The following is a 20,961-nucleotide window of genomic DNA, read 5'->3' on the forward strand; positions in this document are numbered from 1 at the left end:
GGGCGGGCAGCACCGCGGTGAGAAGGTACGAGAGGGCGATCCTGCGGCGCCGGACAGCGGCCGCGGGCGAGGCGTGATCGCTCTCGACCGCGTCCGCCGAGAGCGGGGTCACCAGGTGCCGGCCGCGAGCCGGCGCCGGTGGACCTTGCCGTTGGGAGTGCGCGGCAGCGCGTCGACATAGTTCACCGTGTCGACGATCATGTAGCGGGGGAGCGCCGCCGCACAGTGGCGTTTGATCTCCAGCAGGTCCGGCCGCCGCTCATCGGCGGGGACGAGGTAGGCCACCAGCCGGGCGTCGATCCCGCTGCCGGTCAGCACCACCACGGCGTCGCTGATCGCGGGATGCGACTGGAGCACCGACTCGATCTCCCCGATCTCGACCCGGTGGCCGCGCACCTTGACCTGGGCGTCGCGTCTGCCCAGGAACCGGTAGTCGCCGTCGTCCCCCAGCACCACGCGGTCGCCGGTCGCGTACGGCCCGTCCTGCGGCGGGCGCCCCCAGTAGCCGAGCATCACCGTCGGCCCGTCCACGACCAGCTCGCCCTCCTCGCCGGGCCCGGCCACCCGCCCGTCCTCGCGGACCGCCCACACCCGGTCACCCGAGCAGGCGCGGCCGATCGGCACCGGGACGGTGCGGTCCGCAGGAAGCGAGTCCACCTCGTAGAAGGTGCACACGTTGGTCTCGGTCGGGCCATAGAGGTTGAGGAAGCGCACGCCGGGCAGGTGCTCGCGCAGCCGGCGCAGGTGGGCCACCGGATAGGGTTCGCCGGCGAACAGCAGGACGCGCAGGTCCGGCGGGTGCACGTCGAGCAGACCGCCGTCCCTGGCCATCAGGATCAGCGCGGACGGCACCGAGTACCACACGGTGATACGCCGCCCGGTGAGGAACTCGACGAGCAGGCGCGGAGCGTAGGCCGTCTCCTGCGGCACCAGGTGGACCGACGCCCCCGCCCGGAAGGCGACGTACAGGTCCAGCACCGACAGGTCGAAGTGGAACGGGGCGTGGTTGGCGAAGCGGTCGCCGGGACCTGCCCGCAGCTCGGCGGCGGCCCAGTCCACGAAGGCGAGCGCGTTGCGGTGGGACAGGCACACTCCCTTGGGCACGCCGGTCGAACCTGAGGTGTAGAGGATGTAGGCGAGGTCGCCGGGTGACCCGCCGGGGTCGGACGGCGGCCCGGCCGGCCGGGCGGGCGGTTCGTCGCCGGTCAGGCAGGGGACGGCCACGTCGTGACCGGCCAGCGTCAGGCGGCGGGGCTCGGTGGTGACCACGGCGGCGGGCGCGCAGTCCCTGATCAGGGCGACGGCCCGATCGGCGGGGCTGAGCGGGTCGATGGGAACGTAGGCCGCGCCGAGGCGCAGCACCGCCTGCATGGCGACGACCGCCCGGGCCGACTTGTCGAGCCAGATCGGCACCCGGTCGCCGCGCCGGACACCCGCCGCCGCGAGCGTGCCCGCCAGGCGGTCGGCCTCCGCGTCCAGCTCCCCGTAGGTGAGAGTGCGGTCGCCCGCCACGACGGCGGTCGCCTCCGGCGCGCGGCGCGCGCTGTCACGCACCAGTTCGTGCAGCATCACAGCCCCAACTCCTTGGCGATCTGTTCGAGCTGGATCTCGGAGGTCCCGGAGAAGACGGTGGCCGGCAACGCGTCCCGAAGCTCGCGCTCGACGCCGCCGTCGGCGCGGACGCCCGCGCCCGCCAGGATCCGCATGGCGTCGAGCCCCGCCTCCACCGCGCCCTCGCTGATCGCGAGCTTGGCCATGGCGACGTCGAGCACGGCCGGCTCCCCCTGGTCGAGCCGCCAGCACGCCTGCCACAGCAGCAACCGCGCCGCCTCCAGCCGCAGCCGCGCCCGGGCCAGGCGATGGGAGACCGCCTGGTTGTCGGCGATGCGGCGACCGAACTGCCGGCGGCCGACCGCGTGCGAGACGCAGCGGTCCAGCAGCCGCTGCATCCGTCCCAAGTAGGCGGCGAACAGGCAGGTGCGCTCCCAGCGCATGGACGACTGGAAGATCGCCGCGCCCTGTCCCTCCCTGCCCAGCAGCTGCGCGGCCGGGACGCGGCACTCGTCCAGTCTGATCTCGGCGGCGGGGCAGCTGTCCAGGCCCACCTTGTCGAACGGCTCGCCGACGGACAGACCCGGCGTGTCCCGGGTGACGGCGAAGGCGCTGACGCCGAGGTGGCCGAAGGCAGGCTGGGTCTTGGCGTAGACCAGGAAGACATCGGCGACCGGCGCGTTGCTCACGAAGGACTTGACCCCGCTGATCACATAGTGCTCGCCGTCCCGTACGGCCCTCGCGCTCAGCGCGGTCACATCCGACCCCGCGCCCTCCTCGGTGATGGCGTTCGCACCGATCAGCGCGCCGGAGCACAGCCCGGGGAGCAGCCGCTCACGGGCCTGCGCTCCACCGTGTTCGGCGATCGGCATCGCGCACGCGAACAGGTGCGCCATGGCGCCGAAGACCAGCCCCATGTCGGGGCACCCGCGGCCGAACGCCTCGACCGTACGCGCGGTGCCGAGGAAGTCCAGTCCGCCGCCGCCGTATTCGGCGGGAACCGACAGGCCGGTCAGCCCGAGCCGGGCGCACCGCGCCCACTCGCCGCGGCCGAAATGGCCGGCCTCCACCGCCGGCCAGGTGCTCGTCTCTTTCCAGATCAGCTCGTATCGCCGTTGCCGGTCGTCATCCCAGGCGAAATCCACGAGCCGCAAGCCTAGGTTCGGCCGCCTCCGCTGTCCTCAGCCTTTCTGCCGCGGCCCGGCCCGGCGATCGGGCCGGCTCATCATTACGGTCCCCGCCGAAATGATGAGCGACCGGCCCGTGCGGCGGGCGCCGGATGGGCCGAATTGCGGGGCCCGGCGGACGGAAGTTCAGCATTTGGCGCGAGGACAGCCCCGCCGGGGCTTCGTAGTCTCATCCGGTGCCGCCCAGTCGCCGCCTGCCGGACGGGAGTGAGATGAACGAGTCAGCGGTCGCCGATCTCATCCGCAAATACCTGACGGAACGCATTCTCGATGCCTCGGACGTCCAGATAGAGCTGGACACGCCGTTGCTCGAGTGGGGCATTCTCAATTCGCTGACCACCACCCGCCTGGTGGGTTTCATCCGGGAGCAGTTCGGGGTGGAGATTCCGTTCGACGCCATGTTGGGCGAGAACTTCAAGGACCTGCGGAGCATCAGCAGGCTCGTCGCCGGGCTCGGCGGCGGATGACGGCGTACCCGCCGACCACGTACCCGTCGACCACCTGCCCGGTTCCGGGCCGGCGCACCCGTCCATGAGGGGAGATGCACGATGTCCGATGCCGACTTCGACGTCGCGGTGATCGGAGGCGGTCCTGCGGGGTCCACCGTCGCCTCCTACCTGGCACAGGCCGGTCTGTCCTGTGCGGTGTTCGAGAGCTCGCTCTTCCCGCGCGAGCACGTGGGCGAGTCGCTCATCCCGGCCACGACGCCGGTGCTGTCCGACATCGGCGCGCTGGCGAAGGTCGAGGCCGCGGGATTCCCCAAGAAGTACGGGGCGGCGTGGACCTCGGCGGCCGAGTCGGCGATCCCGACCCTCGGCTTCGAGCTGTCCCACGGCTTCCGGGCCGCCGAGATCGAGTTCAACGAGCGCGACCAGGCCGGGGTGAACCAGGACTACACCTACCACGTCGACCGCGGCCAGTTCGATCTGCTGCTGCTCCAGCACGCCGAGTCCCTGGGCGCCAAGGTGTACGAGGGCGTCCGGGTGCGGCGGGTCGACTTCTCCGGGCCGCGGCCGAAGGTCGTCTTCCCGATGGGGAGCAAGGAGGTGGAGGTGACCGCCCGGATGGTGGTCGACGCCAGTGGGCGCGGCACCTTCCTCGGGCGGCAGCTCAAACTGAAGGTGGCCGACCCGGTGTTCAACCAGTACGCCGTGCACACCTGGTTCGACGGGCTCGACCGGACGGCGCTCGCGGTGAACAAGGAGCAGGCCGACTTCATCTTCATCCACTTCCTGCCCATCACCGACACCTGGGTGTGGCAGATCCCGATCACCGACACCGTCACCAGCGTCGGCGTGGTCACCCAGAAGAAGCACTTCAGCGCCGCCGGAACCGACCGTGAGGCGTTCTTCTGGGAGTGTGTGGACAGCCGGCCGGAGCTCGGTGCGGCACTGCGCGCAAGCAAGCAGGTGCGGCCGTTCAAGCCCGAGGGCGACTACAGCTACGCCATGCGGGAGATCTGCGGCGACGGCTGGCTGATGATCGGGGACGCGGCGCGCTTCGTGGACCCGATCTTCTCCAGTGGAGTCAGCGTCGCGATGAACGGCGCCCGCATCGCCTCCTACGACATCATCGCCGCCGCGGAGAAGGGCGACTTCGGCAAGGCGTCCTTCGCCGCCTACGAGGGCCGGCTGCGCAACGCCGTGCGCAACTGGTACGAGTTCATCTCCATCTACTACCGGTTGAACATCCTGTTCACCGCGTTCGTCGCCGACCCGAGGTACCGGCTGGACGTGCTGAAGATGCTGCAGGGCGACGTCTACGACGGCGGGGAGCCCACGGCGCTGACCAAGATGCGCGAGATCACCCGCCAGGTCGAGGAGAACCCCGACCACCTCTGGCACAAGTATCTCGGCACCCTGCGCGCGCCCAGCGCCGCACCGATGTTCTAGGACGACGCGAGGATCGGAGAACCGTGAAGAAGTTCATCCTGACCGAGGACGCTCTGCCCCGGCAGTGGTACAACATCCTGCCCGATCTGCCCGCTCCGCTCCCGCCGTACCTGCACCCGGTCACCCATGAGCCCCTGCGGCCGGACGACCTCGCGCCATTGCTGCCCCGGACGGTGATCGAGCAGGAGTTCGCCCAGGACCGGTGGATCGAGATCCCCGAGCCGGTGCGCGACATCTACCGGATGTGGCGGCCGACGCCGCTGTACCGGGCCGACCGGCTGGAGAAGGCCCTCGGCACGCCGGCCAAGATCTACTTCAAGTACGAGGGCGTCTCGCCCGCCGGCTCGCACAAGCCCAACACCGCCGTCCCGCAGGTGTTCTACAACAGCAACGAGGGCGTCCGGCGGGTGACCACCGAGACCGGGGCGGGGCAGTGGGGCTCGGCGTTGTCCTTCGCGGGCAGCCTGTTCGGCGTCGGCGTCACGGTGTACATGGTGAAGGCGTCCTACCACCAGAAGCCCTACCGCCGCTCCCTCATGCACACCTGGGGGGCCGAGGTGTTCGCCTCCCCGAGCGAGCGCACCCAGGCCGGCCGGGACGTCCTGGCCAAGGACCCCGACTCGCCCGGCAGCCTCGGCATGGCCATCAGCGAGGCCGTCGAGGACGCGCTCGCCCACGACGACACCAGGTTCGCGCTCGGCTCGGCGATGAACCACGTGGTGCTGCACCAGACCGTCATCGGCCTGGAGGCCCAGCGCCAGCTGGAGATGGCCGGGGACTATCCCGATGTGGTCATCGGCTGCGTGGGCGGCGGGTCCAACTTCGCCGGCCTGGCCTTCCCGTTCATGGCCGACCGGCTCTCCGGATCGCGTGCCGCTACCCGCTTCGTGGCCGCCGAGCCGGCCGCCTGCCCCACGCTCACCCGCGGCGTCTACGGCTACGACTATCCCGACACCGCCGGGCTCGGCCCGCTGCTGCCCATGCGGACCGTCGGGCACAACTTCATCCCGGCGCCGATCCACGCGGGCGGGCTGCGCTTCCACGGCGACGCGCCGACCCTGTGCGCGCTGCACGACAAGGGGCACGTCGAGGCGCGGGCCTACCAGCAGAACGAGGTGTTCGCCGAAGCCGTCCGCTTCGCCCGCCACGAGGGCTTCGTCATCGCACCCGAGTCCGCGCACGCCCTGCGCGGCGCCGTGCAGGAGGCGCTCGCGGCCAAGGAGGCGGGCGAGGAGCGCACGATCCTGTTCGGGCTCAGCGGGCACGGCAACTTCGACCTCGCGGCCTTCGACGCCTACCTGGCCGGTCGGCTGGAGGACCTTCCGCTCCCCCAGGAACAACTGGACGAGGCGTTGAGCGAGCTCCCGGCGACTCTGCGAGCGTGAGATGAGCCGCGGCTGGATCGACGTGCACCACCACGCCTACCACCCGCCGCTGATCGCCGAACTGCGCCGGAGGGGAGTGACGCACATGGCTCCGGGCGTCCCCCTCCCGGCGTGGACGGCCACCGAAGCGCTGCGGGTCATGGACGGCAGCGGCATCCGGGCGGCGGTGCTGTCGGTGCTTCTGCCCGGCGATGCGCTACAGCAGGACGTGGCGCCGCTGGTCAGGGACATCAACACCTGGTCGGCCGAGGTGGTGCGCGAACATCCCGGCAGGTTCGCGGCGCTCGCCTCGCTGCCCCTGCCGGACGTCGAGGCGAGCCTGGCGGAGATCGAGTACGCGCTCGACGTCCTCGGCCTGGACGGCGTCGTGCTGAGCACCAGCCTGCCCGACGGCCGCTATCTGGGCGACCCGGCGTTCGACCGGGTCTTCGCCGAGCTCAACGACCGCGGGGCGGTGGTCTTCGTCCACCCGAACCCCTCCTCCCGGTGCTCCTGCGCCGGCGGTCCGGGCTTCGCCTCCGCCGTACCGCCCCCGCTCGTCGACTTCGTCATGGACACCGCGCGTGCGGTGGCGAACATGCTGTTCGGCGGCACACTGAGCCGCAATCCCGACATCCGGTTCATCCTCGCGCACGCGGGCGGGGTGGTGCCGTTCCTGTCCTGGCGGCTCGAACTGGCCGGCACCTGGGTGCTGCCGGACGCCGGGGTGGACGTGCCGGGCGAGCTGCGACGGCTGTACTACGAGACGGCGCAGTCCGCCTCGCCCGCGACGCTGGCCTGCCTGCGCGAGGTGACCGGCGACCGCAACATCCTGTTCGGCACGGACTACCCGTTCATGAACGACACGGTGGTCGCCGCCACCCGGCGGCACCTGGAGGACGTGGCCGGCCTCGACCTCACCGGCAACGCCCTCGCCCTGTTCCCGCGCCTGGCCGGCGGGACGGACGCGCGTCAGAGGGGGGCGGCCGATGCAGCTCACCTTTGAGGACTTCGCCATCGGGGACGCCTACGAGCTCGGCACCGTGAAGGTGTCCCGCACCGAGATCGTGCGGTTCGCCCGCGCCTATGATCCCCAGCCCCGCCATCTGGAGCCGGGTGACCTCATCGCCAGCGGCTGGCATGTGACGGCGATGTTCATGCGGCTCTACGCGGACGGGGTATTGCGGCACTCCGCCGCCGAGGTCTCGCCGGGCGTGGACGAGCTGCGCTGGCTCCGGCCGGTCCGCCCCGGCGACGTCCTGTCCGGCCGGGTCACCGTGACCGGGGTCGCGCCCTCGCTCACCCGGCCGGACTGCGGCATCCTGCAGCAGCGGGGCGAGTTCGTGGACGAGGGGGACCGGCCGGTCATGCGCGTCACGCTGTACGGCCTGATGCGCAGACGGGAGGGGTGACCGGCCCGGAGCGGGGCCTTCGAAGGGCCGGGCGAGAAGGCGGTCTCCTGCGCCATCGCGGTCAGACGATGACCCGGACGGCCGGGACGGGGCCGTGGCGCTCGAACTCGGCCCAGGCGCGGGCGAGCCGGTGGACGAGCTCGTCGAGGGTCTCGGGCGGGAAGGTGTACGGCAGCCGCAGGTGGCTGTGGTGCCCGCCGTCGGGGTCCATCGCGGCGCCGGGCACCACGTCGACGCCGTAGCGGGCCGCCACCTGGGCGAACGCCACGGCGTTCACCCCCGGCAGCTCCACCCACAGCGCGCCGCCGCCGTCCGGGCGCCGCCAGCGCCAGCTCGGCAGCCGCTCCCGCAGCAGCCCGTCGATGTGGTCGAGCCGCCGGCGCAGCTCGCCGGACCGCACCGCCAGGATCTCCTCCAGCCGGGGCAGCAGCCGCGCGGCGAGCGCCTGGTCGAGCACCGGGCTCGCGATGTCGGCGAGGACCTTGCGCCGGGCCAGCCGCTGCACGATCTCGGCGGGCCCGCGCACCCAGCCGATGCGCAGCCCGCCCCACACGGCCTTGGCCAGCGAGCCCAGGGACAGCATCTCCGCACCCGGCGGCGCGTACGCGGCCAGCGGCGGCGGCGCGTCCCCCGACTCGGAGTGGTACGTCATGGAGGCGTTGTCCTCCAGGACGGGCACGCCGTGTACGGCGGCCAGCTCGGCGATCCTGCGCCGCCGTGTCGCCGACATCAGCAGCCCGGTCGGGTTGTGGTAGGTCGGCATGAGGTACAGCAGCGCGGGCGCGCGCTCGCGGAGGACGGCGCCGAGCGCGGCGACGGAGGGGCCCTCGTCGTCCAGCGGCACGGTGACCAGCCGGGCCCCGGCGGACCGGAACACGTCCAGGCATCCCGGCCAGTTGGGCGACTCGACCACCACGGTGGCTCCGGGGGCGAGGTAGAGCTGGGTCACCAGGACGAGCCCCTGGTGCGCCCCGGTGGTCACCAGCACCTCCTCGGGCGCGGTGGGCAGGCCCGTGCCGGTGAGGTGGGCGGCGATCGCGACCCGCAGGGCGGGCAGCCCGCCGGGGTGGTAGCCGTGGTCGGCCAGCAGGTCGTCGAGGTCGTCGCGGACCAGCTCGCGCAGCACGTCGGCGAGCTGGGGCACGGCGCCGCCCGCCGCGACCGCCATGGAGATCAGCTCGCCCGGGCCGTCGATCAGGCGTTGGAAGATCGTCGTGGCGGTGCCGCCGGGGACCCGCCCGTCGGCCGCCGGCGGCCGGACGCGGAGGTCCGGTGCGATGCGGGTGCCGCTCCCCTGGCGGCTCACCAGCAGCCCGCCGCCGCGCAGTTCCTCGTACGCCGCCACCACGGTCGCCCTGCTCACGCCCAGCGTCCGCGCCAGCCTGCGCTCGGCGGGCAGCCGATCACCCGGTGCCAGCGCGCCGTCGTGCACCGCTCTGGTCAGCGCACCGGCCAGGCTGCGATAGAGCGGCCCGGGACGGGCCGCCCAGTCACCGAGCAGTGGTACGACGTCACGTTCCGTGGAAAATCGATCCATTGGGCCTTCCATTGGATCTGGCCATTGCCCCCCACCATGCCAAGAGTGGATAGCTCAGGCAACAGAATGGATCGGGCAAATGACCAATCTTCTGATCATCTTGGCCGCCACCGCGTTACTCGCCGTGATCGCTTCTCGCTACGGCGCCGACACCCGGGACGGCCGCGACTGGCAGCCCACCGAGCGCTTTCCCGCCGAGGTGACCTCGCTACGCCACGCCCGGCCGGAGAAGGCCGCCGAGGCCGTGCCCGCCGCCGGACGCGAGGCGAGGCGGCGCGTGTCCACCGTCCCCCGCAAGGCCTGACGGCGGCCCGCGCGGCTAGAGGTCGTCGCCGTCCTGCTTGTACTTCACGTCGAACCAGACGGTCCGGCCGGCCTCGTCCGCGCGCACGTCCCAGCGCTCGGAGATCAGGTCGACGAGCATCAGCCCCCGGCCGCCCTCGGCCAGGCTCTCGCCGCACAGCCGGGGCGCGCCCCGGCCTCCGGCGTCCACGACGTCCACGTGGACGTACTCGTCGCAGTCGGTGAGGGCCAGCGTCACCGTGCCGCCGTCCCCGGAGTCGGAGTGCAGGATGGCGTTGGTCACGACCTCGGAGACCAGCAGGGTCACATCGTCGACGGCCGGGTGGGCGTCGCCCAGCTTCCGCCGCACGTACTCCCGGGCCCGGCCCACCGATTCCGGAGAACCGGTCAGCTCGGTAACGCCCAACAGCCGACCCACCGCCATGCGCAGACACCTTCTCGCCCGCCCCGAACGTACGCGCGCCCTCACGGGCCCGTCCCACCAGCATGGCAACCGGCCACTACCCCTGGTAGCCGATCCGGTACATCTGGTCGCCACATAGGGGTGACGCTGGGGTACGGGAGACGGCGGGCATGGCCCGGGAAGCCCGATGTCCCAGAAAAAGGAGGGGTACAGGCCGACCTCGACGGGCGCCCGCGTCACCGTCGGGACCTCCGCCCGCCGGACCTCCTTGCGCGCCTCCGGCCGCCACGCCGAGCAGCGCGGGGACCTGCCGCAGTGCGATGTCCACCGCAAGCCCGGCGGTGAACCCCTCGATCACCGTCGATGTGTACGGCGTAGACGTGGCTGGTATACGGTGTAGACATGACGGAGGGACAGACCGCCGGACGCATCGCGGCGGCGGCGCGGGCGATTCTGGTCGAGCAGGGGGCCGACGCGGTCAGCATGCGGCGGGTGGCCGAGGCCGCCGGCATCACGCCCATGGCGATCTACCGCCACTACCCCAACAGGGACGCGCTGCTGCGAGCCGTCGCCGAGACCTCCTTCCGTGACCTGGCCCAGCACTGGGGCAGGCGCAGCCGGGGTGACGACTGGGACGGCCGGATGTTCGGCCTGCTCGACGACTTCCTCGACTTCGCGCTCGGCACCCCGCACCTGTACACGTTCCTGATGACGGACGAGCGGGACCAGGCCCGCCGCTTCCCCGAGGACTACCGCAGCGGCGACGCGCCCCCGTTCAGCCAGATCGTCCGGGGCATCGAAGAGGGGATGCGCCTGGGGATCCTGCGGCCGGACGACCCCCTGGAGGTGGCGCTGGCCCTCACCGCGCAGACCCAGGGCCTCGTCCAGCTCTATCTCGGCCGGCGCATCGGCATGTCAGAAGAGGACTTCCGCTCCCTGTGCGAGCGCTCAGCAAGAAGGATGCTCGATGGACTCACGTCTTAGCGCACCAGAGAACAGCCCACCGCGACCGGCCGGCCCTCGCCCGGCCCCCGGTCAGGGCGGTGGAGGGACGAGCGAGGCCTGGTCGTGGGCGGCCGCCGCGTGCTCGGCGGCCCTGCTGTACCTCGGCACGGGCCTGTCCCCCGTCGCGGCGCTGACGTGGATCGCCCCACTACCGATCTTGCTGCTCGCCCCGCGGGTGAGCGCCCGCCGGGCCACAGCGCTCGCGTTCCTGGCCTACCTGGCCGGCAGCGCGAACAGCTGGGACTATTTCCTGCGCCCGCGCCCCTCCCTCGCCGTCCCGCTGCCGGCCGCCCTGAGCATCCTCATCGGCGGCTCGGTCCTGTTCGCGGTGGCGGTGCTGCTCTTCCGCGCCCTGCTCGTCCGTGGGCGCGCCGTGCTCGCCACGCTCGCGGCCCCCGCCGCCTGGGTCGGCGTGCTCCATCTCGCCTCGCTGGCCAGCCCTTCGGGCGTCATGGGCACCCTGGCCACGACCCAGGCCGATGTCACTCCCGTGGTGCAGATCGCCTCGGTGACCGGGTTCTGGGGCGTCGAGTACCTCGTCCTGCTCGTGCCCGCCGCGATCGCCGCCTGTTCCGCCCCCGGCATCCCCGCCGCCACACGGCTGCGCGCCGGAGCCGCCGGGCTGGCCCTATCGGCCCTCGCCCTCGGATACGGGGCGCTCCGCCTGCAGGGCCCGCCCACCGCCGAGGGCTCGCGGCACGTCGTCGTCCTCGCCCGGAACCAGGGCCACTGGGCGGCCGATGTCGCGACTCCGGAGGGCCGCGAGCTGGTCGCGGCCTACGCGGAGCAGATCGCCGGCCTCCCGGAGGGCTCCGGCATCGTGGTGCTGCCCGAGGCGGGGTTCGCCGCCGACGACGCGAGCCTCCCCGCCCTCCTCGGCCCCATGGAGCGGGCGGCCCGCGCCCGGGGCGCCGACATCGTGATCGGCCTGCTCCACACCACCGGGGGCATCCGGTACAACTCCGCGCTGGCCGTCCTGGCGGACGGCGGCGCCCCGGCCGAGTACCACAGGTGGAACGCCGGGATGGATCAGCTGAGCCGGACCGGCCACGCCCTCGCCTACCTGCCGGGCAGCCCCAGGGTCGGGATGGTGGTCTGCGGGGACGTCAACTTCCCTCGCCCCACCCGTGACTACGCCGCCGCCGGGGCCCGGCTGCTGGCCGTCCCGGCCTCTGACGAGGACGTCGACGGGTGGCAGCACAGCCGTACGGCGCTGCTGCGCGGCGTGGAGAACGGCCTGGCCGTGGCCTGGTCCGACCAGCGCGGCGTACCGATGATCTCCGACCCGTGGGGACGGGTGCGCGCCGAGACCAGGACCAGCCCCGAAGCCGGCGAGGACTCCTTCGCCATGGCCGCCGCCACCGTCCCCTCCGGCCCGGGAGCCACCCTCTACACCCGCTTCGGCGACTGGTTCCCCTGGCTCTGCCTCCTCACGGCCCTCGCCGCCCCGCTCATCGCGGCGGGGAGACGGAAGGGCGCGCGAAGGGACTGAGCCGAACCCGGCGGGCCGAGCGCTACGCGGCGTGGCCCGCGCGGAGGAGGCCGTAGGTGACGGCCTGCTCCAGGGCCTGCCAGGAGGCCTCGATGATGTTCTCGTCGACGCCGACCGTGGCCCACTCGCCGCTGGCGTCGCTGGAGGTGACCAGGACGCGGGTGATCGCGCCGGTGCCGTGGGTGCCCTCCAGGATGCGCACCTTGAAGTCGATCAGCTCGACCTCGGCCAGCTCGGGGTACAGCTTCTCCAGGGCGGCACGGACGGCGCGGTCGAGGGCGTTGACCGGGCCGTTGCCCTCGCCGGTGGCGACGATGCGCTCGCCCTTGGCGTGCAGCTTGACCGTGGCCTCGCTGACCACGTCGGCGCCGGGGCGGCGCTCGACGATGACCCGCCAGGACTCGACGGTGAAGTGCCGGCGCCGGTCGCCGTTCACCGTGTCGCGCAGCAGCAGTTCGAAGCTCGCGTCGGCGGCCTCGAAGGTGTGGCCGCGGGACTCCAGGTCCTTCACCCGGTCCACCAGCTCGCGGGACTGGTCGGAGGTCAGGTCGTAGCCGAGGGCCTTGCCCTTGAGCTCCACCGACGCCCGCCCGGCCATGTCGGAGACCAGCATGCGCATGTCGTTGCCGACCCGCGCCGGGTCGATGTGCTGGTAGAGGTTCGGGTCCACCTTGATCGCGCTGGCGTGCAGCCCGGCCTTGTGTGCGAACGCCGAGACGCCGACGTAGGGCTGGTGAGAGTTCGGCGTGACGTTGGTGACCTCGCTGATCGCGTGCGCGATGCGGGTCATGTCGGCCAGCGACTCGGCCGGCACCAGGTCGAAGCCCTTCTTGAGCTGGAGGTTGGCGATGACGGTGAACAGGTTGGCGTTGCCGGAGCGCTCGCCGTACCCGTTGGCGCAGCCCTGGACGTGGGTGGCGCCCGCGGCGACGGCGGCCAGGGTGTTGGCGACGGCGCAGCCGGTGTCGTCGTGGCAGTGGATGCCGACGCGCGCGCCGGTGCCGGCGGCCGTGTGGACGACGTCGGCCAGCTCGTCGGGCAGCATGCCGCCGTTGGTGTCGCACAGGGCGATGACCGAGGCGCCGGCCTCCGCCGCGGTGCGTAGCACCTCCAGCGTGTACGCCGGGTTGGACCGGTAGCCGTCGAAGAAGTGCTCGGCGTCCAGGAACACCCGCTGACCCTCGGCGCGCAGGTGGGAGACCGTGTCGCGGATCATCGCGAGGTTCTCCTGCAGCGTCGTGCGCAGGGCCAGTTCGACGTGCCGGTCGTGACTCTTGGCGACAAGGGTCACGACCGGCGCGCCGGATTCGCGCAGTGCGGCGACCAGAGGGTCGTCGGCCGCCTTCACTCCGGCCCGGCGGGTCGCGCCGAACGCGGCGAGCTGCGCGTGCTTCAGGTCGAGCTCGGTCTGGGCTCGCCGGAAGAATTCGGTGTCCTTGGGGTTGGCCCCGGGCCAGCCGCCCTCGATGAAGCCGACCCCCAGGGAGTCCAGGTGGCGGGCCACGACGAGCTTGTCGGCGACGCTGAGGGACAGTCCCTCCTGTTGCGCCCCGTCGCGCAGCGTCGTGTCGTACACGTGGAACCGGTCGTCGGCCATGATCTCGTCTCCTTCGCGGGGTGCTGTCTGTGCCCGCCGCGCGCTGTCCGCCCGTTGGTCCGGGGATTCCGGCCCAAACAAAAAGACCCCTCACGGACGTGAGAGGTCTGCGCGCCGGCGGTGTCCCTGTTAGCCGGCGCGCCTGCTGATAATGAGCAGACCGTAGGACATGATGCATCGTAGTGTGCCACACGGCTTCACCATGTGGCACATCGATCTCACCATCCGGACGCTTCCGCACCACCGGCCACAACGGTCCACCGACATCGGCGTACCGAGCGGCCCCGGAGCCGGTGGGGTGAGCGGCGCCCGGCCGGGGCGGGCCGGGCGCCCACGCGGGGTCAGCAGATCTTGTGGACCCAGTTGTGCGTGTCCGGGCGGGTGCCGTACTGCACGCCCATGAGCTCCTCGCGGAACCGCATGGTGAGCTTGCCCGGGCCGCCGTCGCCGATCGTCCAGCCGCCCTCGACGCCCTTGACCGAGCCGACCGGCGTGATGACGGCGGCCGTGCCGCAGGCGAAGACCTCGGTCAGCTCGCCGGACGCGCAGCCCGCCCGCCACTCGTCGATGGACAGGCGGCCCTCTTCGGCGGTCAGCCCGAGGTCGGCGGCCAGGGTGAGCAGAGAGTCGCGGGTGATGCCGGGCAGCAGGGTGCCGGTCAGCGCGGGGGTCAGCAGACGGTCGCCGTAGACGAAGAACAGGTTCATCCCGCCCATCTCCTCGACGTAGCGGTGCTCCGCGGCGTCGAGCCAGACGACCTGGTCACAGCCGTTCTCGACGGCCTGCCGCTGGGCGACGAAGGCCGCGGCGTAGTTGCCGCCGCACTTGGCGGCGCCGGTGCCGCCGGGAGCGGCGCGGGTGTAGTCCTGGGACAGCCACACCGACACCGGCTTGACGCCGCCGGAGAAGTACGCCGCCGCCGGCGAGGCGATCACCATGTACTTGTAGGTGCGCGAGGGGTAGTTCACGCCCAGCCCCGACTGCGTGGCGATCATGAACGGCCGCAGGTACAGGCTGTGGCCCTCGGTGGTGGGCACCCAGTCGCGGTCGGTCTGGACGAGCAGTTCCAGGGACTCGACGAAGGTCTCCTCGGGCAGCTCGGGCATGGCCATGCGGGCCGCCGACCGGTTGAAGCGGGCCGCGTTGGCGTACGGGCGGAAGGCGACGATCGAGCCGCTCGACTGGCGGTAGGCCTTCAGCCCCTCGAAGAGCTCCTGGGCGTAGTGGAACACCGAGGTGGCCGGGTCGAGGGTGAGCGGCCCGTAGGGCATGAGACGGGCGTCGTGCCAGCCGCGCCCCTCGGTGTAGTCGATGCTGATCATGTGATCGGTGAACGTCTGCCCGAACCCCGGATCCGCCAGTACGCGCTCACGCTCGGCCGGGGTACGAGCGGCGTCGGAGAGCTGCACGTCGAAGCTGAGCTGCTGAGCGGTGGTCATGTTCGATCCTTGTCTGCTGTGTCGGTCCCGCCTCATCCATTGTGCGACGGGCCCGGTAACGGGAAACTACTTCATCAAGTGGACAAATGGCAGTGTGTCCACATGGCCTCCCCGGACGGGCGTTGTGCTCCAGGTACGCGAAAACGCGCACGGCGGCCCGTCCATGGGCCACCATGCGCGTCGGTCGGCGTCGGGGTGGTGGCCCCTAGCCGGTTACTCGTGCGGTGATGTCGTCGCCGATCTCACGCGTGGTGCGGGAGACCCAGTCGACCTGGCGCTCGACGAGGTCGACCGCGACGGCCTGCTCGATGCGCGCGGCCTCCTCGGTGCGGCCGAGGTGGTCGAGCAGCATGGCGACGGACAGGATGGTGGCGGTCGGGTCGGCCTTGTCCTGCCCGGCGATGTCGGGGGCGCTGCCGTGGACCGGCTCGAACATGCTCGGGGCCCAGGCGTCCGACCCCGGCGCGGCGGGGTTGATGTTGCCGCTGGCGGCCAGGCCGATGCCCCCGGCGACGGCCGCGCCGAGGTCGGTGAGGATGTCGCCGAACAGGTTGTCGGTGACGACCACGTCGAACCGCTGCGGGTCGGTCACGAAGAACATCGACGCGGCGTCGACATGGCAGTAGTCGGTGGTGATCTCGGGATACTCGGCGGAGACGCGCTCGACGACGCGGGCCCACAGATCGCCCGCGTAGGTCAGGACGTTCGTCTTGTGGACCAGCGTGAGCTTCCTGCGGGGCCGGGTCATCGCCTTCTCGAACGCGTAGCGCACGACGCGCTCGACGCCGAAGGCGGTGTTGAAGCTCTCCTGCGTGGCGATCTCCTGCGAGGTGCCGCGGCGCATGACGCCGCCGGCGCCGGCGTACAGGCTCTCGGTGCCCTCCCGGACGACGATCATGTCGATGTCCTCGGGGCGGGCCTTGGCCAGCGGGGTCTCGACGCCGGGGTAGAGCTTGACCGGGCGCAGGTTCACGTAGTGGTCGAGCTCGAAGCGGAGCTTGAGCAGCACCTCGCGCTCCAGGACGCCGGGCGGCACGCTCGGGTGGCCGATCGCGCCCAGCAGGATCGCGTCATATCCCCGCAACTCGGCGAGGGTCTCGTCGTGCAGCGTCTCGCCGGTGGCGTGGTAATGGGCCGCGCCCAAGGCGTAGGTGGTGGTCTCGACCTTCAGGCCCAGGGCGTTGAGGACCTTCAGCCCCTCTGCGACCACTTCGCCGCCGATGCCGTCTCCCGGGATGACGGCCAGACGGATGTCATGAGAATCCCGCATGCACGTACCCTATCGGTCCGTCTCGATGGTCGAACACCTGATCTCAGCTTCCGGACGCCGGTGTCACGGCGGCCGGCGGCCGGGAGGTGACGGCGGTCAGCCGAGCGGCACGCCGCCGTTGTCCCGGCGGTCCAGCGCGGTCTGCACGGGGTCGGGGGTCTCGTCCTCGCGGTGATGCTCCTCGGCGGGACGGCTCCACGGATACATGTCGTACATCTTCGTTCTCGATTCACTGGTGGGCGCGCGTTCGGGGACACGCGTCCGGACGGATGCTCCGGCGGGGTCGGGCCGGATGGGCCGGGAGGGTGGGACCCGACGGATCGGGTGATGGGTGATGTGGGCGATCGGCCGGAACAGGCGGATCACGGGTCGCGCGTCCGCATCCCGGTGGCCGGCCGGGCCCGGGTCACGGGCCGGTCGAGCCGGAAGGTTCAAGGTTCTCGGCCGGGCGTACGCGCATTCGCCACGGCGGGTCGCCGGCCTGTCCTGATCAGGCCCCGCCGTGGCGGGCAATGAGTACGAACACCTCGCGCGTCATCACCGTCCACGTTACCTGCCGGTACGCGAGCTGTCTGCTAGGACGACCTACTATCTCACTTGTTGAGACAAGAAAAGCTCGTCACCCGGACGGATGACGAGCCTTTCCGCAGTACGCGGGCCTTGAACCGGCGCGGCGCGCGGGCCCGGCGCCGGCGCGCCGGAAGACCTCCGCCGGCCGCCGCGCCGGCGAAGGCCGGGCGGCGGGGCGTCGCGGTGACGATCAGTCGGCGAGGTCGACGGTGCGGCCGCCCTCGGCGCCGATCTCCTGGACGATCTGGTCGACGACCTCGGCCGGGATGGCGGAGTCGACGGTGAGCGCGATCAGCGCCTTGCCGCCCTTGGCGTCCCGGGCCACCTGCATGGAGGCGATGTTGACCTCGCGCTCGCCGAGGATCTTGCCCACGACGCCGACGATGCCCGGCCGGTCGGTGTAGGTGAGGAACGCCAGGTGCTCGGTCGGCTCGATCTCCATCTGGAAGCCGTTGACCTCGACGATCTTGGTGATCTGGCGCGGCCCGGACAGCGTGCCCGACACCGACACCGTACGGCCGTCGGCCAGCACGCCGCGGACGGTGACGACATTGCGCCAGTCGGGGCTCTCGTCGCTGGTGACCAGCTCGACCGTGACACCGCGGTCCTTGGCGAGCAGCGGGGCGTTGACGTAGGTCACGGCGTCCTCGACCACGTCGGTGAACACGCCCTTCAGCGCCGCGAGCTCCAGCACGCGCACGTCCTGCGCGGCGATCTCACCGCGGATCTCGACGTCGAGGCGGGTGGCCACCTCGCCCGCGAGCGCGGTGAACACCCGGCCGAGCTTCTCGGCGAGCGGCAGGCCCGGCTTGACGTCCTCGGCGACGGCGCCGCCCTGGACGTTCACCGCGTCCGGTACGAACTCGCCGGCCAGGGCGAGCTTGACGCTGCGCGCGACCTGCGTGCCGGCCTTCTCCTGGGCCTCGTGGGTGGAGGCGCCGAGGTGCGGAGTGACGACGACGGCATCCAGCTCGAACAGCGGGCTGTCGGTGCAGGGCTCCTTGGCGAACACGTCGATGCCCGCGCCCGCGACCCGGCCCTCCTTGACGGCGGCGTAGAGCGCCGCCTCGTCCACGATGCCGCCGCGGGCGACGTTGATGATGCGCACCGACGGCTTGACGATCTGCAGCTCACGCTCGCCGATCAGCCCGAGGGTCTCCTTGGACTTCGGCAGGTGCACGGTGATGAAGTCGGCCTGCCGGAGCACCTCCTCCAGGGAGAGCAGACGGACGCCCATCTGCGCGGCGCGGGCCGGCTGCAGGTAGGGGTCGTAGGCGATCAGCTCGACGCCGAACGGGGCCAGGCGCTGCGCCACGAGCTGGCCGATGCGGCCCAGACCCAGGATGCCGATGACCTTCTCGTCGAGCTCGACGCCGGTGTACTTGGAGCGCTTCCACTCCCCGCCCTTCAGCGCGGCGTGGCCCTGGGCGACGTTGCGGGCGCTGGCCAGGATCAGGGCGACGGTGTGCTCGGCGGCGCTGACGATGTTCGAGGTCGGCGCGTTGACCACCATGACACCGGCCTTGGTGGCGGCCTCGACGTCGACGTTGTCCAGGCCGACCCCGGCGCGGGCGACGACGCGCAGGCGAGGCGCGTGAGAGAGCGCCTCGGAGTCCACCTGGGTGGCGCTGCGCACGATCAGCGCGTCCACCTCGGCGAGGGCGGGCAGGAACTGCGAGCGGTCGGCGCCGTCGGTGTGACGGACCTCGAAGTCGGCCCCGAGCACGGCGAGACCCGCTTCGGACAGCTCCTCTGCGACCAGGACGACGGGCTTGTTCACGGGTAGGTCCTTTGGGAAGTGCGGATGCACGGACAAGGTTCGAGTCTATCCGCGCATGTGAACGGGCTCACGAGCGTCCGGCATCCGAGACGGCGCGCCGACGTACCCACGTGTGCCACGTTCCACGCGCAAGCCGCCATCTTGGTATTGCTCACAACATTTCTTGACGATTAGGCTGATAAGCCGTGTCCGACTACCTATCGTGTGTCGTATGAGCATCGGGAACCCCGCTCTCGGAGAAGTGCTCGCGCAGCACGGCAGCCCGCACCGCCTCCTGGCGGCCCTTGCCGAGTGGGGCATCCTGGTGGCCGTGCGGCCGGACCGGTCCGTCGTGCTCGGCACGACGCAGGCCGGTGAGCGCGTGCTCCTCGGCTACACCGGCCCCGGCACCTACGCCCGGCACCGCGGCAACCACTCGCTGTCGGCCTGCGACGCCGACACCATCCTCGACATCCAGCGCGTGACGGGCGTACGGGAGATCGTCATCGACGCCGCGGGCCCGGCAGCCGCGGCCGTGCCCATCGAGGACCTCCAACGCTATCTCGCCGCCACGCGCAGCGTCCCGCACACGCCGGCCCTGTCCAGCGCGTCCCCGACGGCCTACGCGACCGGCGCCATGGCGTCGGTCTCCCGGCAGAGCTCGCAGAGCACGGTGTCCGGCACGCCGCCCTACGGGCGCAACGAGACGCTGACCGCCCCGGTGCCGCAGAGCATGCCGGACGCGCCGTCCCGGGCCTGGATCCCCGCGCCGCGCCCGCACCTGTCGGGGCCGATGCAGCAGGTCGATCCGGGGTACAAGCGCTGCGCCCACCCGATCCTCCCGGCGCTGCGCTTCGCGATCGCCGAGCTGCTGCGCGACTTCCCGCTGGTCCACCACGTGTGGATCTCCGAGGCCCGCACGGTCTCCGGCTCCTCGGGGATCATGCTGCACGTCAAGGTGCACACCCGTGACGCCGACGCCATCGTCCGCGACCTGCACCGCATGGTCCGCGCCCGCCTGCCGCAGCTCGCGGCCAGCGAGGCGCCGGTGCTCATGGCCCGGGTGGCGGACGCCAACACCGAACGCCGCATGATCGAACTCGGCGCGCACGTCGTCTGCGCCGACGTCTCCGACTCCTGACCTCCCGGGCCCGGCCTCCCCGGGCCCGGCCGAAGGACGGCATGACCGGCCCCCGCGGCCCAGGCATCAGACCCGGCCCAACGCCGCTTCCCGGCCATCCGACGGCCCCTCCCGTCGGCGCCGCGCCGGCGGGAATCCGCGAACCTGACTTCGGCTCCTGACTTTGCGGGCCGTCCGGGGGGCGTGTGACGTGCCCGGGGTGTGATCGTCACCGAGATGCGGCCGGGCACCTCTGGCAAGGCGGGCGCTCGCCGGTTTCTAATGGCGCAATGGTCCAATCGACGACGGCGCCCGGTGTCCAGGCCGTCTCGCGAAGCGTGCGGCTCGGTTACGGCGTGGGGTCCTTCTGCACCGCCACGTTCACCGCCATCCCGGGTCTGCTCCTGTTGTTCTACATGACCAACATCCTCGCGGTCCCGGCGTGGCTGGCCGGTGTGGTGGTGTTCGCGCCGAAGGCGTGGGATCTGGTCATCAATCCCCTGGTCGGCCAGTGGTCGGACCGCACGGTCTCGCGCTGGGGTCCGCGGCGGCCGTGGCTGCTCGCCGGGGCGCTGGTACTGCCCGTGTCCTTCGCGCTGACCTTCTCCGGCCCTCCGCTCACCGGCACCCCCGCCGCGCTGTTCGTCGGCCTGTTCTTCCTGATCGCCGCCACCGGGTACGCGCTGTACGAGGTGCCCTACAAGGCGATGCCCGCCGAGATGACCGGCGACTACCACGAACGCACCTCGCTGCTGCAGTGGCGCATGATCTTCGTGGCGCTCTCGATCGCCCTGAGCGGGATCCTCGCCCCGATCATCGCGGCCCATACGGTCGAGGGCTACCGGCTGATGGGCGTCATCTTCGGGGTGATCCTGCTCGTCGCCATGCTGGCCTCCTTCTTCGGCACCGCGCGCGCGCCGATGACCGGCGCGGCCGAACCGGAGGCGAGCCTGCGCACCCAGCTCGCGGCGGCCCGCGCCAGCCGGCCGTTCCTGTGGCTGCTCGGCCTGTCCAGCGCGCAGACGCTGGCGGTCGGGGTGATGCTGGCCGGCGCGCCGTA

General features: G+C 71.8%; 18 protein-coding genes. 10 read left to right on the top strand and 8 right to left on the bottom strand.

From position 1 onward, the window contains the following. Positions 1 to 108 precede the first annotated feature (108 nt). Complete coding sequence (locus IEY93_RS05650) at positions 109 to 1,569, bottom strand: amino acid adenylation domain-containing protein (RefSeq protein WP_189161886.1); 1,461 nt, start codon at positions 1,567 to 1,569, stop codon at positions 109 to 111. Then, positions 1,569 to 2,696, bottom strand: coding sequence for an acyl-CoA dehydrogenase family protein (locus IEY93_RS05655; protein WP_189161887.1), 1,128 nt, complete (start codon positions 2,694 to 2,696; stop codon positions 1,569 to 1,571). Before IEY93_RS05655 ends, IEY93_RS05650 begins: the two co-directional genes overlap by 1 nt. A gap of 254 nt (positions 2,697 to 2,950) precedes the next feature. Here IEY93_RS05655 and IEY93_RS05660 point away from each other — a divergent pair, with 254 nt between their 5' ends. The 5 genes from IEY93_RS05660 (at position 2,951) to IEY93_RS05680 (ending at position 7,406) form a co-directional block, all read left to right on the top strand. Beyond that, complete coding sequence (locus IEY93_RS05660; RefSeq protein ID WP_189161888.1) at positions 2,951 to 3,205, top strand: acyl carrier protein; 255 nt, start codon at positions 2,951 to 2,953, stop codon at positions 3,203 to 3,205. 81 nt (positions 3,206 to 3,286) lie between these two features. Then, positions 3,287 to 4,630, top strand: coding sequence for an NAD(P)/FAD-dependent oxidoreductase (locus IEY93_RS05665; protein ID WP_189161889.1), 1,344 nt, complete (start codon positions 3,287 to 3,289; stop codon positions 4,628 to 4,630). Positions 4,631 to 4,653: 23 nt separating this feature from the next. Next, on the top strand, positions 4,654 to 6,015 hold the full coding sequence (locus tag IEY93_RS05670; RefSeq protein WP_189161890.1) for a TrpB-like pyridoxal phosphate-dependent enzyme: 1,362 nt from the start codon (positions 4,654 to 4,656) through the stop codon (positions 6,013 to 6,015). 1 nt (position 6,016) lies between these two features. Further along, a complete protein-coding gene (locus IEY93_RS05675) occupies positions 6,017 to 7,000 on the top strand; it encodes an amidohydrolase family protein (protein WP_189161891.1) in 984 nt (327 codons plus the stop codon). Continuing rightward, positions 6,984 to 7,406, top strand: coding sequence for a MaoC/PaaZ C-terminal domain-containing protein (locus IEY93_RS05680; RefSeq protein ID WP_189161892.1), 423 nt, complete (start codon positions 6,984 to 6,986; stop codon positions 7,404 to 7,406). The genes IEY93_RS05675 and IEY93_RS05680 overlap by 17 nt, the downstream gene beginning before the upstream one ends. Positions 7,407 to 7,467: 61 nt before the next feature. Here the strand turns inward: IEY93_RS05680 and IEY93_RS05685 are convergent, their stop codons facing one another. Beyond that, entirely contained in the window at positions 7,468 to 8,943 is a 1,476-nt protein-coding gene (locus IEY93_RS05685; RefSeq protein WP_203968359.1) for an aminotransferase-like domain-containing protein, read from the bottom strand. Between the two features lie 79 nt (positions 8,944 to 9,022). On the opposite strand from IEY93_RS05685, the gene IEY93_RS05690 reads away from it, so the two are divergent. Beyond that, on the top strand, positions 9,023 to 9,247 hold the full coding sequence (locus IEY93_RS05690) for a hypothetical protein (RefSeq protein ID WP_189161894.1): 225 nt from the start codon (positions 9,023 to 9,025) through the stop codon (positions 9,245 to 9,247). 15 nt (positions 9,248 to 9,262) lie between these two features. Here the strand turns inward: IEY93_RS05690 and IEY93_RS05695 are convergent, their stop codons facing one another. Beyond that, positions 9,263 to 9,670 (bottom strand): ATP-binding protein, encoded by a 408-nt coding sequence (locus IEY93_RS05695; protein WP_189161895.1) that lies wholly within the window; start codon positions 9,668 to 9,670, stop codon positions 9,263 to 9,265. A gap of 381 nt (positions 9,671 to 10,051) precedes the next feature. Between IEY93_RS05695 and IEY93_RS05700 the strand changes: the two genes are divergently transcribed. Beyond that, positions 10,052 to 10,633 carry a TetR/AcrR family transcriptional regulator gene (locus tag IEY93_RS05700; protein ID WP_189161896.1) on the top strand — a complete coding sequence of 194 codons (582 nt, stop codon included), beginning with the start codon at positions 10,052 to 10,054 and terminating at the stop codon, positions 10,631 to 10,633. Beyond that, entirely contained in the window at positions 10,617 to 12,146 is a 1,530-nt protein-coding gene (locus IEY93_RS05705) for a nitrilase-related carbon-nitrogen hydrolase (RefSeq protein ID WP_189161897.1), read from the top strand. The genes IEY93_RS05700 and IEY93_RS05705 overlap by 17 nt, the downstream gene beginning before the upstream one ends. 22 nt (positions 12,147 to 12,168) lie before the next feature. On the opposite strand, the gene cimA is transcribed toward IEY93_RS05705, so the two are convergent. The 4 genes from cimA to serA form a co-directional block, all read right to left on the bottom strand. Next, positions 12,169 to 13,743, bottom strand: a complete 1,575-nt coding sequence (gene cimA / locus IEY93_RS05710) for a citramalate synthase (RefSeq protein WP_189161898.1) — start codon at positions 13,741 to 13,743, stop codon at positions 12,169 to 12,171. Positions 13,744 to 14,084: 341 nt separating this feature from the next. Beyond that, positions 14,085 to 15,182 carry a branched-chain amino acid aminotransferase gene (locus IEY93_RS05715; protein ID WP_189161899.1) on the bottom strand — a complete coding sequence of 366 codons (1,098 nt, stop codon included), beginning with the start codon at positions 15,180 to 15,182 and terminating at the stop codon, positions 14,085 to 14,087. Positions 15,183 to 15,387: 205 nt separating this feature from the next. Continuing rightward, complete coding sequence (locus IEY93_RS05720; RefSeq protein ID WP_189161900.1) at positions 15,388 to 16,452, bottom strand: 3-isopropylmalate dehydrogenase; 1,065 nt, start codon at positions 16,450 to 16,452, stop codon at positions 15,388 to 15,390. Between the two features lie 760 nt (positions 16,453 to 17,212). Then, a complete protein-coding gene (serA, locus tag IEY93_RS05725; RefSeq protein WP_189161901.1) occupies positions 17,213 to 18,802 on the bottom strand; it encodes a phosphoglycerate dehydrogenase in 1,590 nt (529 codons plus the stop codon). A 211-nt stretch (positions 18,803 to 19,013) separates the two neighbouring features. Between serA and IEY93_RS05730 the strand changes: the two genes are divergently transcribed. Both IEY93_RS05730 and IEY93_RS37865 read left to right on the top strand, forming a co-directional pair. Further along, positions 19,014 to 19,922, top strand: coding sequence for a hypothetical protein (locus IEY93_RS05730; RefSeq protein WP_189161902.1), 909 nt, complete (start codon positions 19,014 to 19,016; stop codon positions 19,920 to 19,922). A 269-nt stretch (positions 19,923 to 20,191) separates the two neighbouring features. Beyond that, on the top strand, positions 20,192 to 20,961 hold a 770-nt coding region (locus IEY93_RS37865; RefSeq protein WP_229690891.1), incomplete at its 3' end, for an MFS transporter.

The organism is Sphaerisporangium melleum (assembly GCF_014646695.1).
In the GTDB taxonomy this organism is placed as follows: Bacteria; Actinomycetota; Actinomycetes; order Streptosporangiales; family Streptosporangiaceae; genus Sphaerisporangium; species Sphaerisporangium melleum.